The organism is Pseudomonas germanica (assembly GCF_019614655.1).
GTDB classification, from domain to species: domain Bacteria; phylum Pseudomonadota; class Gammaproteobacteria; order Pseudomonadales; family Pseudomonadaceae; genus Aquipseudomonas; species Aquipseudomonas neuropathica.
In genome coordinates, this window is record NZ_CP071586.1 from 554,889 (window position 1) to 576,647 (window position 21,759).

The following is a 21,759-nucleotide window of genomic DNA, read 5'->3' on the forward strand; positions in this document are numbered from 1 at the left end:
AAACCCTCTGTAGGAGCTGCCGAAGGCTGCGATCTTTTGATCTTGTATGTAAAAAATCAAAAGATCGCAGCTTTCGGCAGCTCCTACAGAAGATTAGAGTCCGGCAATCAAATCCCGATAATCCTCAACCGCCGCAAACTCCGCCGTGTCCTTCGGCCCCTTGCGGCTGTCCGGCTCTTTCACCGCCAACAAATGCACCACACCAAAATCCCGCGCACTGCGCAGAATCGGCAAGGTATCGTCGATGAACAGACTGCGCGCCGGATCAAAGCCGATGTCCGCCTGCAAGGCATCCCAGAACTGCGGATTCTCCTTGGGGAAACCGTAATCGTGGGAGCTGATCAACCGCTCGAAATACGGTGCCAATTCAATCCGCTCCAGCTTCAGCGACAGTGAATCGCGGTGCGCGTTGGTGATCATGATCACCCGCTTACCGGCGCGTTTGATCGCTTCCAGAAAGGTATCGGCATCTGGCCGCAAGGCAATCAGGTGCGCAGTTTCCAGCTTCAGTTCACGCACCGATAACTTCAGTTCGGCACTCCAGAAATCCAGGCAATACCACTGCAACTGGCCGGCATGGCGTTCGAACAGCGGCTGCAATTCCATCTCGGCCATGGCCCGGCTGACCCCGTGCAGTTCGGCGTAACGCTGGGGCAGGTGTTCCAGCCAGAAGTGATTGTCGAAGTGCAGATCCAGCAGCGTGCCGTCCATGTCCAGCAGAACGGTATCGATGTCGGACCACGGTAATGAAGGCATGGCAACGTCTCGAACGGTAGAAAGATATCCGACATAAACAATCGGGAAAGCCGCGTTATAGTAGCGCGTTCACGCCAAGGAGCTTTGCATGCGCCAGAAACCCACCGTACTTGCCCGCGAGATCGTCGCCACCAGCCGTCTGTTTTGCGTCGAAGAACTCAAGCTGCGCTTTTCCAACGGCGTGGAACGCACTTACGAACGTCTGGTTGGTAAAGGTGCGGGCTACGGCGCGGTGATGATCGTGGCGATGCTGGATGCCGAGCACGCGGTGTTGGTCGAAGAGTATTGTGGCGGCACCGACGAATACGAATTGTCCTTGCCCAAAGGTCTGATCGAACCGGGCGAGGATGTGTTGGCCGCAGCCGAGCGTGAGCTCAAGGAAGAGGCCGGTTTTGGCGCGCGGCAACTGGAACATCTGACCGAGCTGTCGCTGTCGCCCGGTTACATGAGCCAGAAGATTCAGGTGGTCCTGGCGACTGATTTGTACGAGGAACGTCTCGAAGGCGACGAGCCTGAGCCGATGCGTGTCGACAAAGTGAACCTGCGCGAACTGTCGTCGTTGGCGCTCAACCCTCAGTTTTCCGAAGGCCGTGCGTTGGCTGCACTGTATCTGACCCGCGATCTGCTGACCGAGCGCGGGTTCTTTCCAGCATGAGTGAGATATCGATGACGTTTCCCCACCCGTTGATGGCGCCGGTCGTTGAGCTGGCATTGCAGGCCGGCCAGGCGATTTTGCCATTCTGGCGCGCCGGCGTTGAGGTCACGGCCAAGTCCGATGACTCGCCCGTGACGGCGGCGGATCTGGCCGCGCATCACCTGATCCTCGCCGGGCTGACGGCGCTGGACCCGAGCATTCCAGTGTTGTCGGAAGAAGACGCCAACATCCCTCAGAGCGTGCGCGCCGGCTGGCAGCGCTGGTGGTTGGTCGACCCGTTGGACGGCACCAAGGAATTTATCAGCGGCAGCGAAGAGTTCACCGTCAACATTGCGCTGATCGAAAACGGCCGCGTGGTGTTCGGCGTGGTGTCGATGCCGACCAATGGTCGTTTCTACGTTGGCGGCGCAGGCCTCGGTGCCTGGCGTTGCGACAAGGGCGGCACGCCGGTTGCGATTCAGGTGCGCGATGTGCCAGGGCCGGGCGAGGCGTTCACCGTGGTCGCCAGCCGTCGCCATTCGAGTCCCGAGCAAGAACGTTTGCTCGCCGGGTTGAGTGCGAGTCTGGGCGAGTTGCAATTGGCCAATATTGGCAGCTCGCTGAAATTCTGCCTGCTGGCTGAAGGCGCGGCGGATTGCTATCCGCGACTGGCGCCGACTTCGCAGTGGGACACGGCGGCGGCTCAAGGTGTGCTGGAAGGTGCAGGCGGTGAGGTGTTGGATCTGCGCGGGGAGGCGTTCTGTTACCCGGCGCGGGAATCGCTACTCAATGAGTTCTTTTTGGCATTGCCGGCCAAGGCGGCCTGGCGTTCCAGATTGTTGGAGTTGGCTCGCGGTTAAGTGGGCTGATCCGAAATCTCCCTCACCCCAGCCCTCTCCCCCAGGAGAGGGAGCTGATCGCGGGATATTTGAGAGTAGCGCCGACCTGGTCGAGCTTTGCTGAATCCACAATCGCTGCGGTCTTTCAGGTCGATGTATAACGCAAGACACCTCGGTCAGTTCCCTCTCCCTCGGGGAGAGGGTTAGGGTGAGGGGCTCTTGATCTTTACCGGTGCAAAACGTACTGCCCGGTAAATCTCACGGCATCCTCATCGCTACCCGCATTGACGATCCGCGTGTTCAACGTCAACCGCGCCCGCCCATAACGCCGATACATCGCCAGAAACCTCTTCCACTCCTTCGCATCAGGCGCCGGGCAAATCGCCGTAGCGTCCCCGGTGACCGGAAGCGGATAACTGATCTGCCCTTCCTGAATCACAATGTGCCCGTCGGTGATTCCTTCCTCTTTCAGACGCAAATGCAACCAGCCCCAACCGGCCAGCACCGCGCCGCAGTAAAGACTGCCGCCGAACATCGTGCTCTTGTGGTTGACGTTCGGGTCGAGTGGCAGATGCAGGCTCAGTTGCTGTTCATGCCAGTCGAGCACCTTAAGGCCCATGTCTCGGGTCAGCGGGATATCGTGATGCAGGACCGATTCCAGATAGCGACTGTCTGTACTCATTCGTTCTCGTCCCCATGGCTGCTATCGCCAAAGTTGAGGCCATGCTTGCGCAATTTGTCATGCAGGGTCTTGCGCGGAATGCCCAAGGCTTCGGCGAGGCTGCGCACCGAACTGTGGGAGCGCGCCAGTTCAGCAGCGATCAGCGATTTCTCGAAATTTTCCACCTGCTCGCTGAGCCCCCCATTGATGACTTCGACCGTGGTGCTGCCACCGCCCTCGACGTCAGCGTTATCCAGCGCCAGTTCCAGGCCGAGGGCGAAACGTTCGGCGGCATTCTGCAGTTCGCGTACGTTGCCCGGCCAGGTGTGGCGCAGCAGCAAGGCGCGTTGCGCCGGTTGCAGTTCATGGGGCGGCAAACCGTGGCGGGCGCTGGCTTCATCGGCGTAATGCTGGAACAGCACCAGCGCATCTTCACCGCGCTCACGCAGTGGCGGAATGCGCAGTGGCGCGACGTTGAGGCGGTAATACAAGTCGGCGCGGAAACGGCCCTGGTCAGCGGCCTGACGCAGGTCTTCCTTGGTCGCGGCGATGACGCGGATGTCCAGCGGGATCAGTTGATTGCCACCCAGACGCTCGACCACGCGCTCTTGCAGCATGCGCAGCAACTTCACCTGCACATCCATGCTCATGCTCTCGATTTCATCGAGAAACAATGTGCCGCCATTGGCGAATTCGAATTTGCCGATCCGCCGTTTTTGCGCGCCGGTAAACGCGCCGGGTTCGTGACCGAACAGTTCACTTTCCACCACCGACTCGGCAAGGGCGCCGGCGTTGATCGCGACGAACGGGCCGTTTCGGCGGCTGGATAAATCGTGCAAGGCGCGGGCGACCACTTCTTTACCGGCGCCGGTTTCGCCGAGGATCAGCACGTCAGCCTTGGTCGCGGCCAGCGCGCCGATCTGCTCGCGCAGGCGCAGCATGGGCGTCGAATGGCCGACCAGCCGCGCGCTCAGTTCATTGCGATCGCTGAGGGCCAAGCGCAGGCTGCGGTTGTCCAGCACCAGTCGGCGCAGGGCCAGCGCGCGACGCACGCTGTCGAGCAGCGCATCGCTGGCGAAAGGCTTTTCGAGAAAGTCATAAGCGCCGGCACGCATGGCCTGCACTGCCAGCGGCACATCGCCGTGGCCGGTGATCAGCAATACCGGTAGTTCGGGATCCTGCGCGTGCAGTTCGCTGAGCAATTCGAGACCGTCCATGCCCGGCATGCGGATATCGCTGACCACCACACCCGGCCAGTCACGCTCAAGCTGTGCGGCCAGGCCTTTGGCTTCGGACAGCGGCAGAATTTTCAGGCCGGCCAGATCCAGGGTTTGGCCGAGGGCCTGACGCAGGTGCGGATCGTCGTCGATCAACACCACCTGAATGCGATTGTCGATGGTCATGCACTTCGATCCTCGGACGGTTGCAGGCTGACCCCGGGCGCACCGGCGCGCAGCCGCAGGGTAATCAAGGCGCCACCTTGCTTGTGGTTGGCGAACGACAGTTCACCGCCGAAGGCGCGCATCAGCGTTTCACAAATGGCCAGCCCCAGGCCAAGGCCTTGAGTGCGGGTCTTGGTGGTGTAAAAGGGCTCGCTGGCGCGGCCGAGGGCTTCCATGCAAAAGCCCGGGCCGTTGTCGCGAATGTACAGATTGACGCCTTCGGCGGTGGATTCGGCACTCAGCCAGAGTTTGCGCGGCGGACCTTTCTCGGTGAGGGCGTCGAGGGCGTTGGCCAGCAGGTTGCCAAGCACCTGACGCAGGCGCGTTTCCCCTGCCTCGACCCACAGAGTCGCGGCTGGCAGATCGCGAATCAGTTCGACTTCCATGCTCCGCCGCCGTTTGGCCAGCAGCGCCAAGGCATCGTCGAGTGCCGGTTGCAGGGCAACGCTTTCCGGCGCGTGGCGATCGCGGCGGGCAAACGCGCGCAGGTGGGCGATGATCGAAGCCATGCGCCCGGTCAGTTCGCTGATCAGTTTGAGGTTGCCGCGCGCATCGTCGGTGCGCTGATGATCGAGCAGCACTTCGGCGTTTTCCGCGTAGCTGCGGATCGCTGCCAACGGCTGATTGAGTTCGTGGCTGATGCTCGCTGACATCGTCCCCAGCGCCGACAGCTTGCCGGCCTGGACCAGGTCATCCTGGGCACGCACCAGTTCCTGTTGGGCTTGTTCACGCTCCAGCACTTCCTCCTTCAAACGCCGGTTGAGGCCTTCGAGGTCGCTGGTACGTTCCGCCACGCGGCCTTCCAGTTCACGGCGTGCCTTGGCCTCGAACGCGATGCGTTCCAGATAATGCCGACGGCGCTGCATCATCAGACCGAGCAACAGCATCAGCACCAGGAGCGTGGCGCCGCCGATGGCAACCACGGTGCGCACTGGACGGTCGATCAGCGTGCGCGGGGCGAGGATGCTGACGCTCCAGCCGGTTTCGGCGATGTCGTGGGTCTGGATCAGCCACGCAGTCGGGCTGAGGTTCAGGGGGCGCGGCTCGCGGGTCGGGTAAGGCTGGATGGCGGTGATCGCCGAGCGTTCGCTGTCGCTCAAGTTACGGGTCGAACGGAAGCGCCATTCCGGGCGCGAGGTGAGGATGACCACGCCGTTATGGTCGGTCACCAGCAGTTGTTCCGGAGTTTTGCCCCACAGGCTTTCGGTGTGGTCGAGGTCGACCTTGATCACCAGCACGCCGATGATTTTTTCGCCGTTGCGCACGGCGGCAGCGAAGAAGTAGCCGCGTTTGGCCGAGGTCGTGCCGAGACCGAAAAAGCGTCCGAGGCGCCCGGCCATGGCTTCACTGAAGTACGGACGGAACGAGAAATTGCGGCCGACGAAACTATCGTGTTTGTCCCAGTTCGACGCCGCCAGCGTCTGCCCGCTGGTGTCCATCAGGTACATGACTTCGGCACCGGTCTGTGCAGCGATGTTCTTCAGCAGGCGATTGGCGTTGCCTTGGCTGACGCCGTCGTCTGGCGCGCCGAGTACCGCGCGCAAGGCCGGCAGGTCGCCGAGAATTTGCGGCAACACTTCATAGCGGTGCAGGGTGCCCAGCAGGTTGGCGACGTACAGATCGAGGGTCTGGCGGTTCTGTCCGGCCAGTTCGCTGCGGTAATAGCGCTCGGCGAGATGTTCCAGCGGCCACAGCAGCGGCGCCAGACACAGGGCCAGCAGCGCGAGGCTGCGCCAGCGGGGTCTGCGGGGGAGGGTTGGTTTCATGAGCCGGATGCGCCTGAGATGTCAGGCGCATTATGCCTAGGCTCAGGCGAAGACGTCAGCGTCCTTGAGCAGCACTGCGGCTTGATCCTTGGCGGACAGCTTCGGCGCTTCGTCCAGCTGCCAGTCGATGCCCAGCGCGGGGTCATCCCAGCGAATGCTGCGCTCGGACGCTGGGTCGTAGTAGTCAGTGGTCTTGTAGAGGAATTCAGCGAACTCGCTCAGTACCACGAAACCATGGGCGAAACCTTCCGGCACCCACAGTTGACGATGGTTTTCGGCCGACAAGCGCACAGCCACCGATTTTCCGAAGTGCGGCGAGCTGCGGCGAATGTCCACGGCGACATCCAGTACTTCACCGACAGTTACCCGGACCAGTTTGCCCTGAGTGTTTTGCAGCTGGTAATGCAGGCCACGCAGTACGCCTTTTTGCGAGCGCGAGTGGTTGTCCTGAACGAATTGCGTGTCCAGACCGGTGGCATCCTGGAACGCCTTGGCGTTGAAACTCTCGTAGAAAAAGCCGCGCTCGTCACCGAACACCTTCGGTTCGATGATCAGGACACCGGGCAGGTCGGTGGTGATTACATTCATGGGGAGTTCCATAGGCAGGTGTGAATGGCGAACATTCTTGCGCGAAGTGCCGGAGGGTGCGAGTGCTGCAAGACAAATAGCCCGTATACCTTTGCGCGGTTGGGGGTTGCGGATCCCGTCCAGCAATGGCGATATAGGCGCCTAATAACATTTAAGGGGTCGTTTCATGCCGCTCGCCACGTTGATTCATCGCGCCAGTTTGCCCAGCCCGCAGGTTTCTGCCGAGCAGGCCCGGCAATGGCTGGCGGAGCATTACGGGCTCAGCGGCACGTTGCAGGCTCTTGGCAGTCAGCAGGATCTCAATTACCGCGTCGACAGCCCGCGTGGGCGGTTCGTGCTGAAAATCTGCCGTGGCGATTACGCTCTGGTGGAGCTGCAAGCCCAGCATGCCGGGCTCAAGTATCTGGCCGAGCACTCGGCGGTGACGGTGCCGCGGGTGATCGCGGCTAATAACGGCGAGGATCTGCTGTCACTCGAGGTCGGCGGCGAGGCCGTCCATGTGCGGCTGCTGGATTACATCGAGGGCCAGCCGCTCACGCATCTCGAACACTTGGGGCGCGACGTGGTGGCGGGGTTTGGCCGGCTCTGCGGTGAGATGGATCTGGCGCTGGCCGGGTTCGATCACCCGGGCCTTGAGCGCACGTTGCAGTGGGATGCCCGTCACGCCAGTGCCCTGATCAGCCATCTGCTGCCGGTGATCAAGGATGAGCAGCAACGCTCAGTGATTGCCGATGCGGCCGAACAGGCCGAGCGCCGTTTGCAGCCGTTGCAGGCCAAGCTACCGGTGCAGGCGATTCACATGGACATCACCGACGACAACGCCGTCTGGGCGCGCGATGCCCTGCGTCACTGGCAGTTGCAGGGCGTGATCGACTTTGGCGATCTGGTGCGCACCTGGCGCATCACCGATCTGTCGGTGACCTGTGCGGCGTTGCTGCATCACGCCGGTGGCGATCCGTTTGTCATCTTGCCGGCCGTGCAGGCCTACCACGCGGTCAACCCGCTGCAACATGAAGAGCTGCAGGCGCTGTGGCCATTGATCGTCGCGCGCGCGGCGGTGTTGGTACTCAGTGGCGAGCAACAGGTCAGCATCGACCCCGCGAATACCTACAGCCGTGACAACCTAAGCCATGAGTGGGAAATCTTCCGCGTAGCGACATCGGTGCCACAGGCGCTGATGGAAGCGGCGATCCTCACCGCCGTCGGTCACGCATTGCCGGTGATCGATAGCGAAGGTTTTGCGCCCTTGCTGCCCGGTCTGGTCGGACGTGAATTTGCGCTGATCGATCTCGGTGTACTGAGTCCGCATTTCGAGGCCGGCAACTGGGAGCAGGCCGGCATCGATCAGCACCTGTTGAACGAAGCGGCGACGGCGCATGGTTTGGCGGCGAGCCGTTATGGTCAGTACCGTTTGTCGCGCACCCGTCCCGACAGCGCCGTTGAACCGGATACCTTCCCGCTGCACGTGGAATTGCGCGTGCCCGATGGTACCGCCGTGGAAGCGCCGTTCGCTGGCGTCGTGCATCAGCCAGCAGACGGTGTGCTGCAACTGGATGGCCCGCAACTCAGCGTGCGCCTGTGGGGCGTGACACCTTCGCTGCACAGCGGCGCGGCGCTGGTCAAAGGCCAGGTGCTGGGCGCGGTCAGCGGCCCATTACGGGTGCAGTTGTGCCGGGGCGCGCAGATTGATGCGCCGTTGTTTTGCACCCCGGCGCATGCAGCGGCGTGGCAGGCGCTGTGTCCTTCGCCGGCCGCATTATTGGGTCTGGCCTGCGATGCCGAGCCGGAGCTGGACGCGAAAACCCTGCTCGAACGCCGCGATGCCAGTTTCGCTCGCACGCAAAAACACTACTACGTCGACCCGCCGCGCATCGAACGCGGCTGGCGCAATCATCTGATCGACATGCAGGGTCGCTCCTACCTCGACATGCTCAACAACGTTGCCGTGCTCGGTCACGGCCACCCGCGCATGGCGGCAGTGGCGGCGCGGCAGTGGTCGCTGCTCAACACCAACTCGCGATTCAACTATGCGGCGGTGGCGGAGTTTTCCGAGCGCTTGCTGAAATTGGCGCCGGAAGGCATGGACCGGGTGTTTCTGGTCAACAGCGGCAGCGAGGCCAATGACCTGGCGATTCGTCTGGCCTGGGCCTACAGCGGCGGGCGCGACATGATCAGCGTGCTTGAGGCCTATCACGGCTGGACGGTCGGCGCCGATGCGGTATCGACATCGATCGCCGACAACCCGAAAGCCCTAGAAAGCCGCCCGGACTGGGTGCATCCGGTGCCTGCGCCAAACACTTATCGCGGGGAGTTCCGCGGTCTCGACTCGGCGCCGGATTACGTGCGCAGCGTTGAGCATCACCTGAAAAAACTCGCCGAGCAGAAGCGCCAATTGGCCGGGTTTATCTGCGAGCCGGTGTATGGCAATGCCGGCGGTATCTCGCTGCCGCCGGGATATCTCCAGCAGGTATACGCGCTGGTGCGCGCGCAGGGCGGCGTGTGCATCGCCGACGAAGTGCAGGTCGGTTACGGGCGCATGGGCCACTTCTTCTGGGGCTTTGAAGAGCAGGGTGTGGTGCCGGACATCATCTGCATGGCCAAGGGCATGGGCAACGGTCAGCCGCTGGGCGCGGTGATCACGCGACGGGAAATTGCCGAGGCGCTGGAGGCCGAGGGCTATTTCTTCTCGTCGGCGGGCGGCAGTCCGGTCAGTTGCCAGATCGGCATGGCGGTGCTCGATGTCATGGCAGAAGAAAAGCTCTGGGAGAACGCGCAGGTGGTCGGTGGCCACTTCAAGGCGCGTCTGGAAGCGTTGATCGATAAACATCCATTGGTGGGCGCGGTGCACGGTTCCGGGTTCTATCTGGGACTTGAGCTGATCCGCAATCGCGAGACGCTGGAGCCGGCGACCGAGGAGACGGTGTTGCTGTGTGATCGCTTGCGTGAGTTGGGGATTTTCATGCAGCCGACCGGGGATGATCTGAACATTCTCAAGATCAAACCGCCGATGGTGACGTCGCGCCAGAGTGTGGATTTCTTTGTCGACATGCTCGACCGAGTCCTCACCGAGGGCCTATAACGCTGATCCCGTGTAGGAGCTGCCGAAGGCTCGGGCCGCGTTCGGACGATCTCTTGATTCTGCTTTTTAAAATCAAGATCAAAAGATCGTCCGAACGCGGCCCGAGCCTTCGGCAGCTCCTACAGGAAGTGCGACAATAGTTCGATTTGTATCGGCCTTTATTGAATCTATTTAGACGAAAGGCATTTAACAAGCTTCTAAAGCCGATATTTATCGGCTATAAAGTCGCCATTGCTCCGGCTTGGTGATCTCATGTCCGGTGCGCGCGTTTTCTTTTCGGTCGAATTGTCGACCGTCAAAGCACTTGCCCGGAGATGATTCATGAGCCGTATCGTTACCGTTGCCGCCACTCAGATGGCCTGTTCCTGGGATCTGGAAGCCAACCTCGAAATCGCTGAAAGGCTGGTGCGTGAAGCCGCCGCTAAAGGCGCGCAGATCATCCTGATTCAGGAGCTGTTCGAGGCGCCGTACTTCTGCCAGAAGCCGAACCCGGACTATCTGCAACTGGCGACGACGGTGGAAGAAAACGTCGCGATCAAACATTTCCAGAAAGTCGCCAAAGAGCTGCAAGTGGTGCTGCCGATCAGCTTCTATGAGCTGGCCGGCCGCGCGCGTTTCAACAGCATCGCGATCATCGACGCCGACGGCAGCAACCTCGGGATTTATCGTAAAAGCCATATTCCTGACGGCCCGGGCTACCACGAGAAGTATTACTTCAACCCCGGCGACACCGGTTTCAAAGTGTGGAACACCCGCTACGCAAAAATCGGCGTGGGCATTTGCTGGGATCAGTGGTTCCCGGAAGCCGCACGCAGCATGGCGTTGCAAGGCGCGGAGATTCTGTTTTACCCAACCGCGATCGGCAGCGAGCCGCACGACAAGACCATTTCGTCGCGCGATCACTGGCAGCGCGTGCAACAGGGTCATGCCGGCGCCAACCTGATGCCGCTGATCGCCAGCAATCGCATCGGCAACGAAGAACAGGACGGCTACGACATCACGTTCTACGGCTCTTCGTTCATCGCCAACCAGTTCGGCGAAAAAGTGCAGGAGCTGAATAAAACCGAAGAAGGTATTCTTGTGCACACTTTTAACCTCGACGAGCTCGAACACATTCGCAGCGCGTGGGGTTCATTCCGTGACCGCCGTCCGAACCTGTACGGCGCGTTGAAAACCCTCGACGGTTCCCTGGAGTCCTGATCCCGATGACAACTTTGAAAAGTACCCCGCGCGCCGACGGCTTTCACATGCCGGCCGAGTGGGCGCCGCAAACGCAGACCTGGATGATCTGGCCCGAGCGCCCGGACAACTGGCGTCTGGGCGGCAAACCGGCGCAAGCTGCACATGCTGCGGTGGCCAAGGCTATCGCGCGTTTTGAACCGGTCACCGTGGCCGTGTCCGCCGGCCAGTATGAAAACGCCCGCGCGCGCCTCGACGTGCCGAATATCCGCGTGGTCGAGATGTCCAGCGATGACGCTTGGGTACGCGACAGCGGCCCGACTTTCGTCATCAACAATAGCGGCGAAGTGCGCGGTGTGAACTGGGACTTCAACGCTTGGGGCGGCTTCGACGGCGGCCTGTACTCGCCGTGGAATCGCGATTCGCAGGTCGGCGGCAAGATCCTCGAGATCGAGCGCAGCCCGCGTTACCGCACTGAAGGTTTCGTGCTTGAAGGCGGCTCGATTCACGTCGACGGCGAAGGCACGCTGATCACCACCGAAGAGTGCCTGCTCAACCGCAATCGCAACCCGCACCTGGGCCGCGAAGAGATTGAAGCGGTACTGAGCGCCAATCTATCTGTGGATAAAATCATCTGGCTGCCGGACGGTCTGTTCAACGACGAAACCGACGGCCATGTGGATAACTTCTGCTGCTACGTGCGTCCGGGCGAAGTGCTGCTGGCGTGTACCGACGATCCGCAGGATCCGAACTACCCGCGCTGCCAGGCTGCGTTGAAAGTTCTGCAAAGCAGCACTGACGCCAAGGGTCGCCCGTTCACGGTGCACAAAATGCCGATTCCGGGGCCGCTTTACGCGACTGAAGAAGAGTGCGCCGGTGTCGACCCGGTGGACGGCACGCAGGAACGCAATCCGTCTGTGCGCCTTGCTGGTTCCTACGTGAACTTCCTGATCGTCAACGGCGGCATCATCGCGCCGAGCTTCGACGATCCAATGGACGCGCCGGCCAAGGAAATCCTGCAGAAGCTGTTCCCGCAGCACGAAGTGGTGATGGTGCCGGGTCGCGAACTGTTACTGGGTGGCGGCAATATCCATTGCCTTACCCAACAGCAACCCGCGCCGCACAAAGAGTGAGTTGAGTCGTAACACCTTGAGTTGATTAACAAATCAGCCGGGTAATGATTAGCTCGCTATGCATCAACTGAGGCCCGCAGCCCGACAGGACCGCGGGCTTCTTTGTATCCGCTTGTCGACAACTAAGAAACATTGGCATAGCTCTTGTATTCATCACCCGTGCACTAGGGAGGGGGGAGAACTTCAACAGTTCTGTCATAAACCTTGGATAACGTAGCCGCTCACGAACGGGGAGAGAGCGCTGAAATGAACGCCGAAGTGAACGTAGTCAGCGAGCGGACGTTGCATCCCGTGGCCGTTAACGGCGAATCGCTCCAGATTGTCGCGCACTGGTTGAAGTCCAATGGAACGCGTCAGATCAGGGAACCTGATCCGCGCCGGATGATGATCGAGCGTTACCCCGCTGGCCTGTTCAGCGAGGCCGAACTGGAAGCATTGTGGGCTGTGATGGAAGGATAAGAAGCACAACAGGGATTGGTAAAAGCGCTGCCGGGATGGCGGCGCTTTTTTATGCACGGCTATTTTGTACACACCCAATCAATGTGGGAGCGAGCCTGCTCGCGAAAGCGGTGGATCAGTTAACGAAGATGCCGACTGATCCGACGCTTTCGCGAGCAGGCTCGCTTCCACAGGATTGGTGTGAAATCAGAAGCTGTAGGTGCCGGTCATTACGACGCTACGTGGCGCACCCGGTTGAATCTGATACTGGCTGGTCGCCGACGCGTAGTACTCACGATCGGTGATGTTGTTCAGCGCCGCGCGTAAATCCCAATCCTTGAAGCGGTAACCGACCAGGGCATCCCAGCGGCCGTAACCCGGCAACACGGTGGTGTTGGCGTTATCGGCATAGCGTTGGCCAACCAGGGTCAGGCCGGTTTCGCCGTACCAGCCCATTTCCGGTTTCCAGGTCAGGAACAGGCTGCCGTTATGCTTGGCAACGTTGTTGATGCGTTTGCCTTCCAGGCCGTTGTTGTCCTTCTCGATCTTCGCATCCTGCAGACCGACGCCACCGCGCATGTACCAATTGCCGACGAGATTGCCGGTGGCCGTCAATTCGATCCCGCGCGAGCGCTGCAGACCGGACATCACCGTCAGGGTCGGATCGTTTGGATCAGTGGTGCGGCGGTTGTAGAGTTCCAGATCGTAGATCGCCAGCGTGGTGCTCAAGCGGTCATCGAACCAGTCGCTTTTCACGCCGATTTCTTTCTGCTTGGTCAGCTCGGGACTGAGGTCGTTGGTGTTGCCGGCCGCACCCGGAGTGATGCCGATCAAGCCACCGCCCACCGGCGAAAACGTCTTCGACCACGAGGCGTAGAACGAATGGTTTTGTAGCGGCGTCCAGACCAGGCCGACGCGCGGGCTGGTGCTGTGGCTGTCGCGGTCTTCGGAGATGTTGCGCAGTTTGTTGGTCGACTCGATATCGAAAGTGTCGTAACGCAGACCGGCGAGCACTTGCCATTGATCGTTCAAGCGCAGTTGATCTTGCACATATACCGCACGGCTTTCGACTTCGGTGTGGCTGCTGCTGGAGACCTGCATGCTGCCGGTATGGCGCAGATCACGGTTCGGGTTGTACAGGTCGAGCGACGGTACGGGCTGCGCGCCCGGGGTTCTGCCAGTGGCCGCGTTGTACAGCGTCGGGTCGCGGCGCTGGCTGCCGATCTCGATGCCAGTGAGCAGGCGATGCTCAAGGCCCAAGGTATCGAATCCGCCCTCAAGTTCAACGTTGTTATAGACGTTGCGAGTGGTCAGATCCTGCTGCCAGTGCTGGCGCGTGACCTTGTTGGTCGCCGGCGTGTAACCGGTGAGGTAGGTGTTGTCGAAATCACTGTCGAGCTTGAACACGCCGAGGGTCTGGCGCAGTTGCCAGTTGTCATTGATTTCATAAGTGAGTTTCGAACGCAGCGATTGCGACTTGTCGTCGATGAAATCGTGATCGTTGCCGTAGGTCGTATCGCGCCCGACATCGGCCGGGCGCCCGTTGATGCCGGGGATGCCGCGATCCGGGGTGCGGTTGTAGCGGCTGTATTCGTACTGCACCAGCCAGTTCAGGTCCGGCGTCAGTTGCCAGCTCATCGACGGCGCGAACAACTGGCGATTGCCACTGACACCGTCGCGGAAGCTGTTTTCATCCATGTTGCCCATGTTCAGGCGCAGGCTAATGTTTTCGCTCGGGTCGCTGCTGAGGTCGGCGTAAAGACTGCGCAAATCTTCGCTGCCAACCTGGGCTTCGATAGTCGAGCGCCGGCCGAACTCGGGCATTTTGCTCACGCGGTTGACGATCCCGCCCTGACTGCCACGGCCATACAGTACGGCGGCCGGGCCTTTGAGCACTTCGACGCGTTCAATATTGTGCAAGTCGCGCTTGTATTGGCTGTCGTCGCGGATGCCATCCAGATAGAAATCGTTGCTCGCGTCGAAGCCGCGGATGCGCAGGCTGTCGAAACGGGTGTCGGCGCTGCTGCTGACGTTAGGCATGCCGCTCAACGCGTCGCCGATGTCATTGGTGCCGTAGCTGGCGACGTTCGAGGTCTTGATCGAATCGATCGCCTGCGGCACATAACGTACGGGCGTCGAGGTCCGAGTCGCGGTGCTGCTGAGCTTCACCCGAGGGTCATCGGCTTGCGCTTCGGCGCTGATTGCGGTGGCGGGTAACTCGGTCGCGGAGTAGGCAAAACCGCTGGACAGAAAAGCAGAAAGCCCAAGGGTGGCGGGCGTAAGACGGAACGGGGCAGGCATTGAACAGCGCATCCGAAAGGGTGGAAGAATTCGATCGCGCGAATGGTAATGCTTTGCATTTACTTCCGTTAATTATTCCTTATAAGTTCCCTTGGCTGATTGTTTCAATTTGTGTCCTGATCGACACAATCTGGCTGAACGAATCATTCGACCGATTCATGAAACAGACTGAAAGCCATTCCGGCGTTTTTCCGCAAGAGTGCGAGGACTAATCTGCCGCCATCGATTTTCCTGACTTTCTCCCGGAGTTTTTCCATGATTCTTCACTACATCTACGATCCGCTGTGTGGCTGGTGTTACGGCGCCAAGCCGCTGGCGGAAGCGGCACAGTCAGTGTTGCCGGTGAATGCCCATGCCGGCGGAATGATGAGTGGTGCCAATCGCCAGCGTGTTTCCCCGCAATTGCGCAATTACGTCATGCCCCATGACCGACGCATTGCCGAGTACACCGGCCAGCCTTTTGGTGAGGCCTATTTCGAAGGTTTGCTGCGTGATCACTCAGCGGTGTTCGATTCGACGCCAGCGATTGCTGCGGTCATGGCGGCTGAAGCCATCGACGGCGGCGGTTTGCGCCTGCTGGGGCGGTTGCAGACGGCGCACTATGTGGAAGGGCGACGCATTGCCGATTCAGCCGTGCTGTTGGAATTGGCGATGCAGATGGGCTATGCACAGGCAGATTTCCACGTTGCGCTGGAGTCCGTTGACAGCGAGAGCCATATAAAAGCCAGTCGCCGGTTTCTGGCGCAATTGGGCGGTCAGGGTTTTCCGACCATGGCTCTGGAGCAGGACGGCACATTCCAGTTGGTCGACATCAGTCCCTGGCTGGGCAAGCCGCAGGCTTTTGCCGATTGGTTGAGACAAGCCATCGTGCTCGATGAGCCAGGTAAAGCCTCTGCGTTTTGTTCTATCGACGGCTGTGCGTGATACGCACGGGATTCACTGGTTGCGTGCATTTCCCAGCAAGGACTCAGCGCAAAATTTACGTTTCTTAGACGTTTTTCGCCTATTTAAAGACGATTCTTGAAATTGACACATTGTTCAGGGCACGGCTACGATTCGGCCCAACGCCTGTGGCCAACCGCCATGACTCAAAATAAGGAGCAGGCCCGCCATCACATTATCGTGGGCGGGCCTTTTTGTTTCGGGGTGAATAAAAGAGTGCAAAAGCGCCGTTTCCGCCGTTCGACACAGCGCGTTTCAACCCGTAATAAGGAAAACAAAATGTTGAACAAGCGAATCAGTCTGATCGCACTGGGGATGTTGAGTGCCACTCAGGCCATGGCTAACGACCAGGCCGAGTCCAAGGGGTTTGTTGAAGACAGCAGCCTCAAAGTGCTGCTGCGCAATGCCTACATCAATCGTGATTACAAAAACGGTAACGACGACAAGGCCGAATGGGGCCAAGCGGCCATCGGTACGTTCTCGTCCGGTTTCACTCAAGGCACCATCGGTGTCGGCGTCGACGCTTTCGGTCTGTACGCCCTGCGTCTGGACGGCGGCAAGGGCCGTAGCGGCGCCGGTGGTATCGACTTCTTCAAGCAAGAAAACAGCTATCAGGAAGGCCACAACGGCAGTGCGGCCAACGACCTGGCCAAGGCCGGCGCGGCGGTGAAGTTTCGCTTCTCCAACACCGTGCTGACCTACGGCGACCAGATGCCGGCCCTGCCGGTGCTGAACTACGACAACTCGCGCCTGCTGCCGGAAAGTTACACCGGTACCCTGATCACTTCCAAAGAGATCAAAGGCCTGGAACTGAACGCCGGTCGTTTCACCGCTGAATCGCGCAAAAGCGATGAAGGCCGTGACAGCGGTGGTCTGAAGTCGATCAACGTATTGGGCGGTAGCTACCAGTTCACTGAAAACTTCAAAGGCGCGCTCTACGCTTCCGACGTCGAAGACGTATTGAAGAAACAATACGTGAACGCCAACTACGTGTTGCCGTTCAACAAGGATCAGTCGCTGACCCTGGACTTCAACGGCTATCGCACCAAGCTGGACAGCTCCTACGTGCGCGAAAACACCGTGCCTGGCAAAAGCATCGTCACCGGTCAGGACAACAAGATCTGGAGCCTGGCAGCCACCTTCGCCACCGGCCCGCACTCGTTCACCGTGGCGCACCAGCGCTCCACTGGCGACAGCAACCTGGGCTACGCCTACGGCGGCTACCAGAAAGATCAGCAGCGTGTCGGCGATGGCGGCAACACCATCTACCTGGCCAACTCCTACTGGTCGGACTTCAACGCTGAAGACGAGCGCAGCTGGCAGTTGGGCTACGGCCTCGACTTCGGCGCATTCGGCGTACCGGGCCTGAGCTACAACTTCGCTTATGTGCGTGGCGACAACATCACCACGTCCACCAGCGAAGGCGGCACCGAGCGTGAGATCTTCAACCAGTTCAAATACGTCGTGCAGTCTGGCCCGGCCAAAGACCTGAGCGTGAAACTGCGCAGCTCGATCCTGCGTGTTTCGCAGAAATCCAGCGAGTACAACGTCAGCGGTAACGAACTGCGCGTTTTCGTGGATTACCCGATCAACATTTTCTAATGCCTGATCCAGTGTAAGAAACGTAAGAAAAACCCCGACTGGTTCGGGGTTTTTTTTCGACGGTTTTTCGATGGAAACCGGAATAAACCGGTGTTTTTGTCATGTAAAAGTTGTTTTCAGGTCGCTTCAAGCGCCGCTTCAAACAGGACTTTAAATGCCTGAAATTCTTTCTCATGGACGCAAATTCTCCACCTAATAGATTAGGCCGCTCAACGCAGCGGAGAATTTGGTAATGATCGTTTTGAACAGAGAAGTGGGCGAATCGCTACGGCGCGACAAATATGTCAACGTCCAGGGTGGTGACTTCAATCTCTACGGTCATTTTGCCGACTTCGTCAGACTGACCAAAAGTTGGGAAAACATGGAGCCTGACAGCTACTACGGTCAGGCCGAAGCCGGCATGCGTTACCGTCGTTATAGCGACTTTGAGTACAACCCGAAAACCCGCGAGCTCAAGCAACTCGAGCATCGCGCCTACGTGCAGTCGAAAGAGAACAACGCCTATGTTGGCGGCCTGGTACGACACTTTCAGGACTTCTCCGATGAAGTAATTACTTCACCGGTGATGCGCAGCCTGATCGACACCGATTTCGAAGTGTACAAAAGCGTACTGCCGGAAGAGCTGCACGATGAAATCTGGCAGTGCCAGATCCATCAGATCCGCATCGAAATCAAACCCGGCAAGCAACTTGAAATCACCCCCGAAGGCATTCACTGCGACGGCTATCCGTTCAGCGGTGTGCACTTCTGGGGCCGCAATAATGTCGAGGGCGCGGAGAGTCGTTTGTACGACATCCACGAGCATCAACTGGCGTCGACCACTTACCAGGAAATTCTCGACACCACCTACTTCCTCGATCGCGACATGCGCCACTACGTGACCCCGGCCCGCAACACGCACACCCATGCGATGGCGTACCGGCAGATTCTGGCGATCTCCTTCTCGCGGCCCGGGACCGCTTTCGACATTGTTCGCTAATCAGATCACCCCAATCGACGGCGTCGAGTGCTCGACGCCGGTGGTGCTGCGACGCGCCACGGCCAAGGATGCGCAGCGCATGGAGCGCTTTTTCCGCCAGTTCGACGAAGTGTCCTTCTGCGAGTGGCAGGACGCCAAGTGCCTGCGTGGCGTGCTGATCCAGAAAACCACCACGGCCTATCTCGCCTTTGACGTGGCGGGCGAGATCGTCGGCGCGGTACTCGGTGGCATGCTCGGCAGTCGCGGCACCATCAATCATCTGGCGGTCAGCCCGCGCTATCGCAGCCAGGGCGTGGGTCAACGACTGGTTGAAGCGGCGTCGTCCGATATGAAACGGGTCGGCGTGTTACGGATGTTTCTGTTCGTCGACGATGCTAACCTCGCGGGCAAGCGTTTTTGGACTGCCCAAGGTTTTTGCGAGCCTCATGGCGAACGGACATTTGAGAGGGATCTATGAATGAAACGTCCGGCAGTGCGCCGCTGATGGCTGCCCATCAGCCGTCGCGCACGTTTGCCGAAGCCAGCCCGGTCGTCGCTGGCTACTTCACGGTGTCATTCGTGTTCGGGCTGATGGCCGTCAACGCCGGGTTGCCGATGTGGCTGCCAGTGGCGATGTGTTTGTTCGTATATGCCGGCGCTTCGCAATTCGCCGCGCTGGCGCTGATCTCTAGCGGCGCCTCGCTGACCACCATCGTGCTGACTACGTTCCTGATCAATGCGCGGCACATGCTGATGTCGGTGTACATGGCCAAGGCCCTGCGGGCGCTGGGGCTCAGCCGCATGGAACGCTGGGCTTATGCCGGTGGCCTGACCGATGAATCCTTCGCGTTCCACAGCGTCAAACTTGGCACTGGCGCACCGGTCAACGTGCGTTATCTGATCGGCTTCAACCTGTTCTGCCACACCTCGTGGGTGCTCGGTGGTTTGCTTGGCGCGGTCTGCGCACAGTACGCGGCGCACCTGATCAAATATCAGCTCGACTACGCCCTGACGGCGATGATGCTCTACGTGCTGGTGTCGCTGTGCAACACGCGCAACAAACTCATTGCCGCTGCGGCCGCTGTGCTGTGCATGGGCGCGTTGAGTCTGGTCGGCAGTTCGCCGTTCAATGTGTTTATCGCCACGTTTGTGGGCTGCGGAGTGGGTGTATGCCTGACCAAACGTTCCTGATTCTGGTGGTTGCGCTGATGATGGCCGTGACTTTCCTGCCACGCGCGCTGCCACTGCAAGTCAACACCGAGCACTGGCCGCCGTTCGTTGCGCGGGCGCTGGAATACTTGCCGGTGGCGATCGTCGCTGCGATCAGCCTGACACCCTTGTTGATCAAGGATCAGCACATACAGCTCGATCGCCCGGAATTCTATGCCGCGATTCCGACGTTGTTATGTGCGTATTTCAGCAAAAACCTCTTTCTCAGTGTGGCGGTTGGGACGGCTGCGTACATTGCGCTCGGCTCGTTCATGTAGCGGCAAGTCGACGACATCGTTGAGTGCCTGGTTCGACAACTCCGGATTGTTCACCGCCAGACGCACTTCGAGAAAATCCTCGAACCCGGGGAAAATCGTCAGGCCGTTCTTCTGCGCAGCTTCACGCGAGACCATGCCGACCGCATCCATCTGCGTGATCAGCGACAGCGTCAACGTTTCACTGCACGAATAGACCATGCGCTGGCCGTTCTCGTGATTGCCCAGCCCAGCGTCGAGAAAACGCAAAAAGCTGTGGGAATACGGACAATCTTCTGCAGGACGTACCTGAAACTTGTTGCCCAGCAACGTCAGTGGATCGTTTTCCTGCCCGCAATGCGCGCCGACCACTTGCACCTGCACATCCGGCAGGACGATGCTCGGTAAGCCCGGTCGTTGTGGGCCGATCAGCACCGCAAGGTCGAAGTCTTCGTTCTTCAGCTTGCTGAGATTTTCCATCGACTCGGCGTAGCTGAATTCCATCTGATAATCGGGAAACACCTCGATCAGGCGCCCGATCATTCGCCGGTTGAAGTCAGCCGCCAAGGTGTTGTTCAGCGCAACCTTCAACGTACGCTGGCCCGGCACTTTCAGCGCCTCGACTTTTTCTTCCATCTGTCGCGTGGCAATTAGCACTTTGTCCATATAGGGCGTCAGCTCAGTGCCTTGCGGCGTTAGCGTCAGCCCTTTGTTGGAACGTCGAAACAAGCGGAAACCGAACTGCTCTTCGACCTTGTTCAACTGCGCGGCCAACGCCTGCACAGTCAGGCACGAATGCTCGGCTGCGGCCGACAACGAGCCGGTCTGCACGATGCGCATGAGGTTGCGTAAGGTTCTGCTATCCATGGGTAATGCCCTCTAAAGTGGGCTGGGTATTGTTGTTTACGAGACTGCCGGTCAGGCGCCATATGCTGGCTATATTCCTGTACCTGAGCATAGTTGTCGCGGGTTTAGTAGCGAATTGATGTCCTCGCCGATGGCTGGAGGCTGACACAGGATCGGGGTTTTTGGTGACGTGGGGGTGATGGGGGTCAAAAAAAGTGCGTGGTTTTGGTGCGTGGGGGTGATTTTTCACGGGGAAATGGCTGACAACGTTAGTGGTTTTGGCCTGCGAAATACGTGGATGCATCCTAGGCGAACTTGCGACCGAGCTGATAGCGGCGACTTGTTAAAGCAGATGAAGTGGCAGCGTCGAGACATCGAGTCTCTGTGGCTACAGTTCTGAGTGAGGTAAGCGAAGTGACTGCATCACAAGAAGCGGCCGATATGGAGTGCCAAGTTGGCAACAGGCTTCACGACGTTATTGAAATCCAAGAGCAGCCGTCCATTGCACGAATTCCTACGGACAAGACTGCCCAAGCCATGTTGGAAGCACGAACTATTCGGCAGCGGTTCGATTCGGTCGACGAAATGCTCAAATCCGGTCATATCCGAATCCCAATCAATGGGGAATGTGGTAACCAGTAATACGCTTACGGAGCTTTCTTATCGATTTATTCGTATATGTACTAGTATCAAAGCAAGACAAATCTGGAGAGGCTCAATGACTACCTCATCCCCAGCCCTCACCCCACGCGAACAACTAGACGCCCCCGAAGCCGGCCGCGTCGCGCTGAAGTTCTTCTTCAACCTCATGGAGCGCTGGGGCTGCAGCGCCGAGCAGCAACGCACACTACTCGGCGGCGTTGGCAACACCACGTTCTACAAATACAAACATCTGCCGAACATACGTCTGCCTAACGACACCCTTGAGCGCATTTCCTACCTGATGGGCATTCACAAGGCGTTGAGCATCATCTTCAGCAACAGCCGTGAGCGTGCCTACACGTGGGTCAGTAGTCCGAACACGGCAGCGCCATTCAATGGCCAAACGGCGCTGGATTACATGCTGGCGGGTCGAGTGGTCGATATCGCCGATGTGCGTCGCTACCTCGACGGGGTGCGCGGTTGAAAGTGC

The 21,759-nt window shown here is 59.4% G+C and carries 20 protein-coding genes; 13 read left to right on the forward strand and 7 right to left on the reverse strand.

Annotated elements, in window-relative coordinates; all coding sequences use genetic code 11:
* Positions 1-93 precede the first annotated feature (93 nt).
* A complete protein-coding gene (yrfG, locus tag J0G10_RS02435; protein ID WP_220557323.1) occupies positions 94-756 on the reverse strand; it encodes a GMP/IMP nucleotidase in 663 nt (220 codons plus the stop codon).
* A gap of 88 nt (positions 757-844) precedes the next feature.
* Here yrfG and nudE point away from each other — a divergent pair, with 88 nt between their 5' ends.
* Positions 845-1,411: an ADP compounds hydrolase NudE gene (gene nudE / locus J0G10_RS02440; RefSeq protein WP_034151897.1), complete on the forward strand. Its 567-nt coding sequence runs from the start codon at positions 845-847 to the stop codon at positions 1,409-1,411.
* 11 nt (positions 1,412-1,422) lie between these two features.
* On the forward strand, positions 1,423-2,250 hold the full coding sequence (gene cysQ, locus J0G10_RS02445) for a 3'(2'),5'-bisphosphate nucleotidase CysQ (protein WP_220557332.1): 828 nt from the start codon (positions 1,423-1,425) through the stop codon (positions 2,248-2,250).
* A gap of 205 nt (positions 2,251-2,455) precedes the next feature.
* On the opposite strand, the gene J0G10_RS02450 is transcribed toward cysQ, so the two are convergent.
* The 4 genes from J0G10_RS02450 to rfbC are packed head-to-tail and all read right to left on the reverse strand — an operon-like array spanning position 2,456 to position 6,686.
* Complete coding sequence (locus J0G10_RS02450) at positions 2,456-2,911, reverse strand: YiiD C-terminal domain-containing protein (protein ID WP_095047125.1); 456 nt, start codon at positions 2,909-2,911, stop codon at positions 2,456-2,458.
* Positions 2,908-4,293, reverse strand: coding sequence for a sigma-54-dependent transcriptional regulator (locus J0G10_RS02455; protein ID WP_095047126.1), 1,386 nt, complete (start codon positions 4,291-4,293; stop codon positions 2,908-2,910). The genes J0G10_RS02450 and J0G10_RS02455 overlap by 4 nt, the downstream gene beginning before the upstream one ends.
* Positions 4,290-6,098 carry a sensor histidine kinase gene (locus J0G10_RS02460; protein WP_095047127.1) on the reverse strand — a complete coding sequence of 603 codons (1,809 nt, stop codon included), beginning with the start codon at positions 6,096-6,098 and terminating at the stop codon, positions 4,290-4,292. The genes J0G10_RS02455 and J0G10_RS02460 overlap by 4 nt, the downstream gene beginning before the upstream one ends.
* A 42-nt stretch (positions 6,099-6,140) precedes the next feature.
* Positions 6,141-6,686 carry a dTDP-4-dehydrorhamnose 3,5-epimerase gene (gene rfbC / locus J0G10_RS02465; protein ID WP_095047128.1) on the reverse strand — a complete coding sequence of 182 codons (546 nt, stop codon included), beginning with the start codon at positions 6,684-6,686 and terminating at the stop codon, positions 6,141-6,143.
* A 166-nt stretch (positions 6,687-6,852) separates the two neighbouring features.
* Here rfbC and J0G10_RS02470 point away from each other — a divergent pair, with 166 nt between their 5' ends.
* The 4 genes from J0G10_RS02470 to J0G10_RS02485 all read left to right on the forward strand — a co-directional run bounded on the left by J0G10_RS02470 (position 6,853) and on the right by J0G10_RS02485 (position 12,536).
* Complete coding sequence (locus J0G10_RS02470) at positions 6,853-9,765, forward strand: aminotransferase (protein WP_220557333.1); 2,913 nt, start codon at positions 6,853-6,855, stop codon at positions 9,763-9,765.
* A gap of 321 nt (positions 9,766-10,086) precedes the next feature.
* Positions 10,087-10,965 carry an N-carbamoylputrescine amidase gene (gene aguB, locus J0G10_RS02475; protein WP_095125287.1) on the forward strand — a complete coding sequence of 293 codons (879 nt, stop codon included), beginning with the start codon at positions 10,087-10,089 and terminating at the stop codon, positions 10,963-10,965.
* Positions 10,966-10,970: 5 nt separating this feature from the next.
* Positions 10,971-12,077: an agmatine deiminase gene (gene aguA / locus J0G10_RS02480; RefSeq protein ID WP_220557334.1), complete on the forward strand. Its 1,107-nt coding sequence runs from the start codon at positions 10,971-10,973 to the stop codon at positions 12,075-12,077.
* Positions 12,078-12,323: 246 nt separating this feature from the next.
* Positions 12,324-12,536 (forward strand): hypothetical protein, encoded by a 213-nt coding sequence (locus tag J0G10_RS02485; protein ID WP_095047131.1) that lies wholly within the window; start codon positions 12,324-12,326, stop codon positions 12,534-12,536.
* A gap of 186 nt (positions 12,537-12,722) precedes the next feature.
* On the opposite strand, the gene J0G10_RS02490 is transcribed toward J0G10_RS02485, so the two are convergent.
* The gene (locus J0G10_RS02490; protein ID WP_220557335.1) at positions 12,723-14,816 is read right to left on the reverse strand and encodes a TonB-dependent receptor; all 2,094 of its coding nucleotides are present in this window, start codon (positions 14,814-14,816) and stop codon (positions 12,723-12,725) included.
* Positions 14,817-15,071: 255 nt separating this feature from the next.
* Here J0G10_RS02490 and J0G10_RS02495 point away from each other — a divergent pair, with 255 nt between their 5' ends.
* From J0G10_RS02495 to J0G10_RS02520, 6 genes are all read left to right on the forward strand, one after another.
* On the forward strand, positions 15,072-15,740 hold the full coding sequence (locus J0G10_RS02495; protein ID WP_095125289.1) for a DsbA family protein: 669 nt from the start codon (positions 15,072-15,074) through the stop codon (positions 15,738-15,740).
* A 297-nt stretch (positions 15,741-16,037) separates the two neighbouring features.
* On the forward strand, positions 16,038-17,360 hold the full coding sequence (locus J0G10_RS02500) for an OprD family porin (RefSeq protein WP_220557336.1): 1,323 nt from the start codon (positions 16,038-16,040) through the stop codon (positions 17,358-17,360).
* Positions 17,361-17,592: 232 nt separating this feature from the next.
* Positions 17,593-18,339: a 2OG-Fe dioxygenase family protein gene (locus J0G10_RS02505; RefSeq protein ID WP_034151909.1), complete on the forward strand. Its 747-nt coding sequence runs from the start codon at positions 17,593-17,595 to the stop codon at positions 18,337-18,339.
* A 79-nt stretch (positions 18,340-18,418) separates the two neighbouring features.
* Entirely contained in the window at positions 18,419-18,796 is a 378-nt protein-coding gene (locus tag J0G10_RS02510) for a GNAT family N-acetyltransferase (RefSeq protein ID WP_008080517.1), read from the forward strand.
* Positions 18,793-19,509 (forward strand): AzlC family ABC transporter permease, encoded by a 717-nt coding sequence (locus J0G10_RS02515; RefSeq protein WP_007909125.1) that lies wholly within the window; start codon positions 18,793-18,795, stop codon positions 19,507-19,509. Before J0G10_RS02510 ends, J0G10_RS02515 begins: the two co-directional genes overlap by 4 nt.
* A complete protein-coding gene (locus J0G10_RS02520) occupies positions 19,488-19,805 on the forward strand; it encodes an AzlD domain-containing protein (RefSeq protein WP_007952614.1) in 318 nt (105 codons plus the stop codon). The genes J0G10_RS02515 and J0G10_RS02520 overlap by 22 nt, the downstream gene beginning before the upstream one ends.
* On the opposite strand, the gene J0G10_RS02525 is transcribed toward J0G10_RS02520, so the two are convergent.
* Positions 19,722-20,648 (reverse strand): LysR family transcriptional regulator, encoded by a 927-nt coding sequence (locus J0G10_RS02525; protein ID WP_093430009.1) that lies wholly within the window; start codon positions 20,646-20,648, stop codon positions 19,722-19,724. The two genes, J0G10_RS02520 and J0G10_RS02525, sit on opposite strands and share 84 nt — an antisense overlap.
* Before the next feature lie 697 nt (positions 20,649-21,345).
* Here J0G10_RS02525 and J0G10_RS02530 point away from each other — a divergent pair.
* Positions 21,346-21,753, forward strand: coding sequence for an MbcA/ParS/Xre antitoxin family protein (locus J0G10_RS02530; RefSeq protein WP_016986313.1), 408 nt, complete (start codon positions 21,346-21,348; stop codon positions 21,751-21,753).
* Positions 21,754-21,759 lie beyond the last annotated feature (6 nt).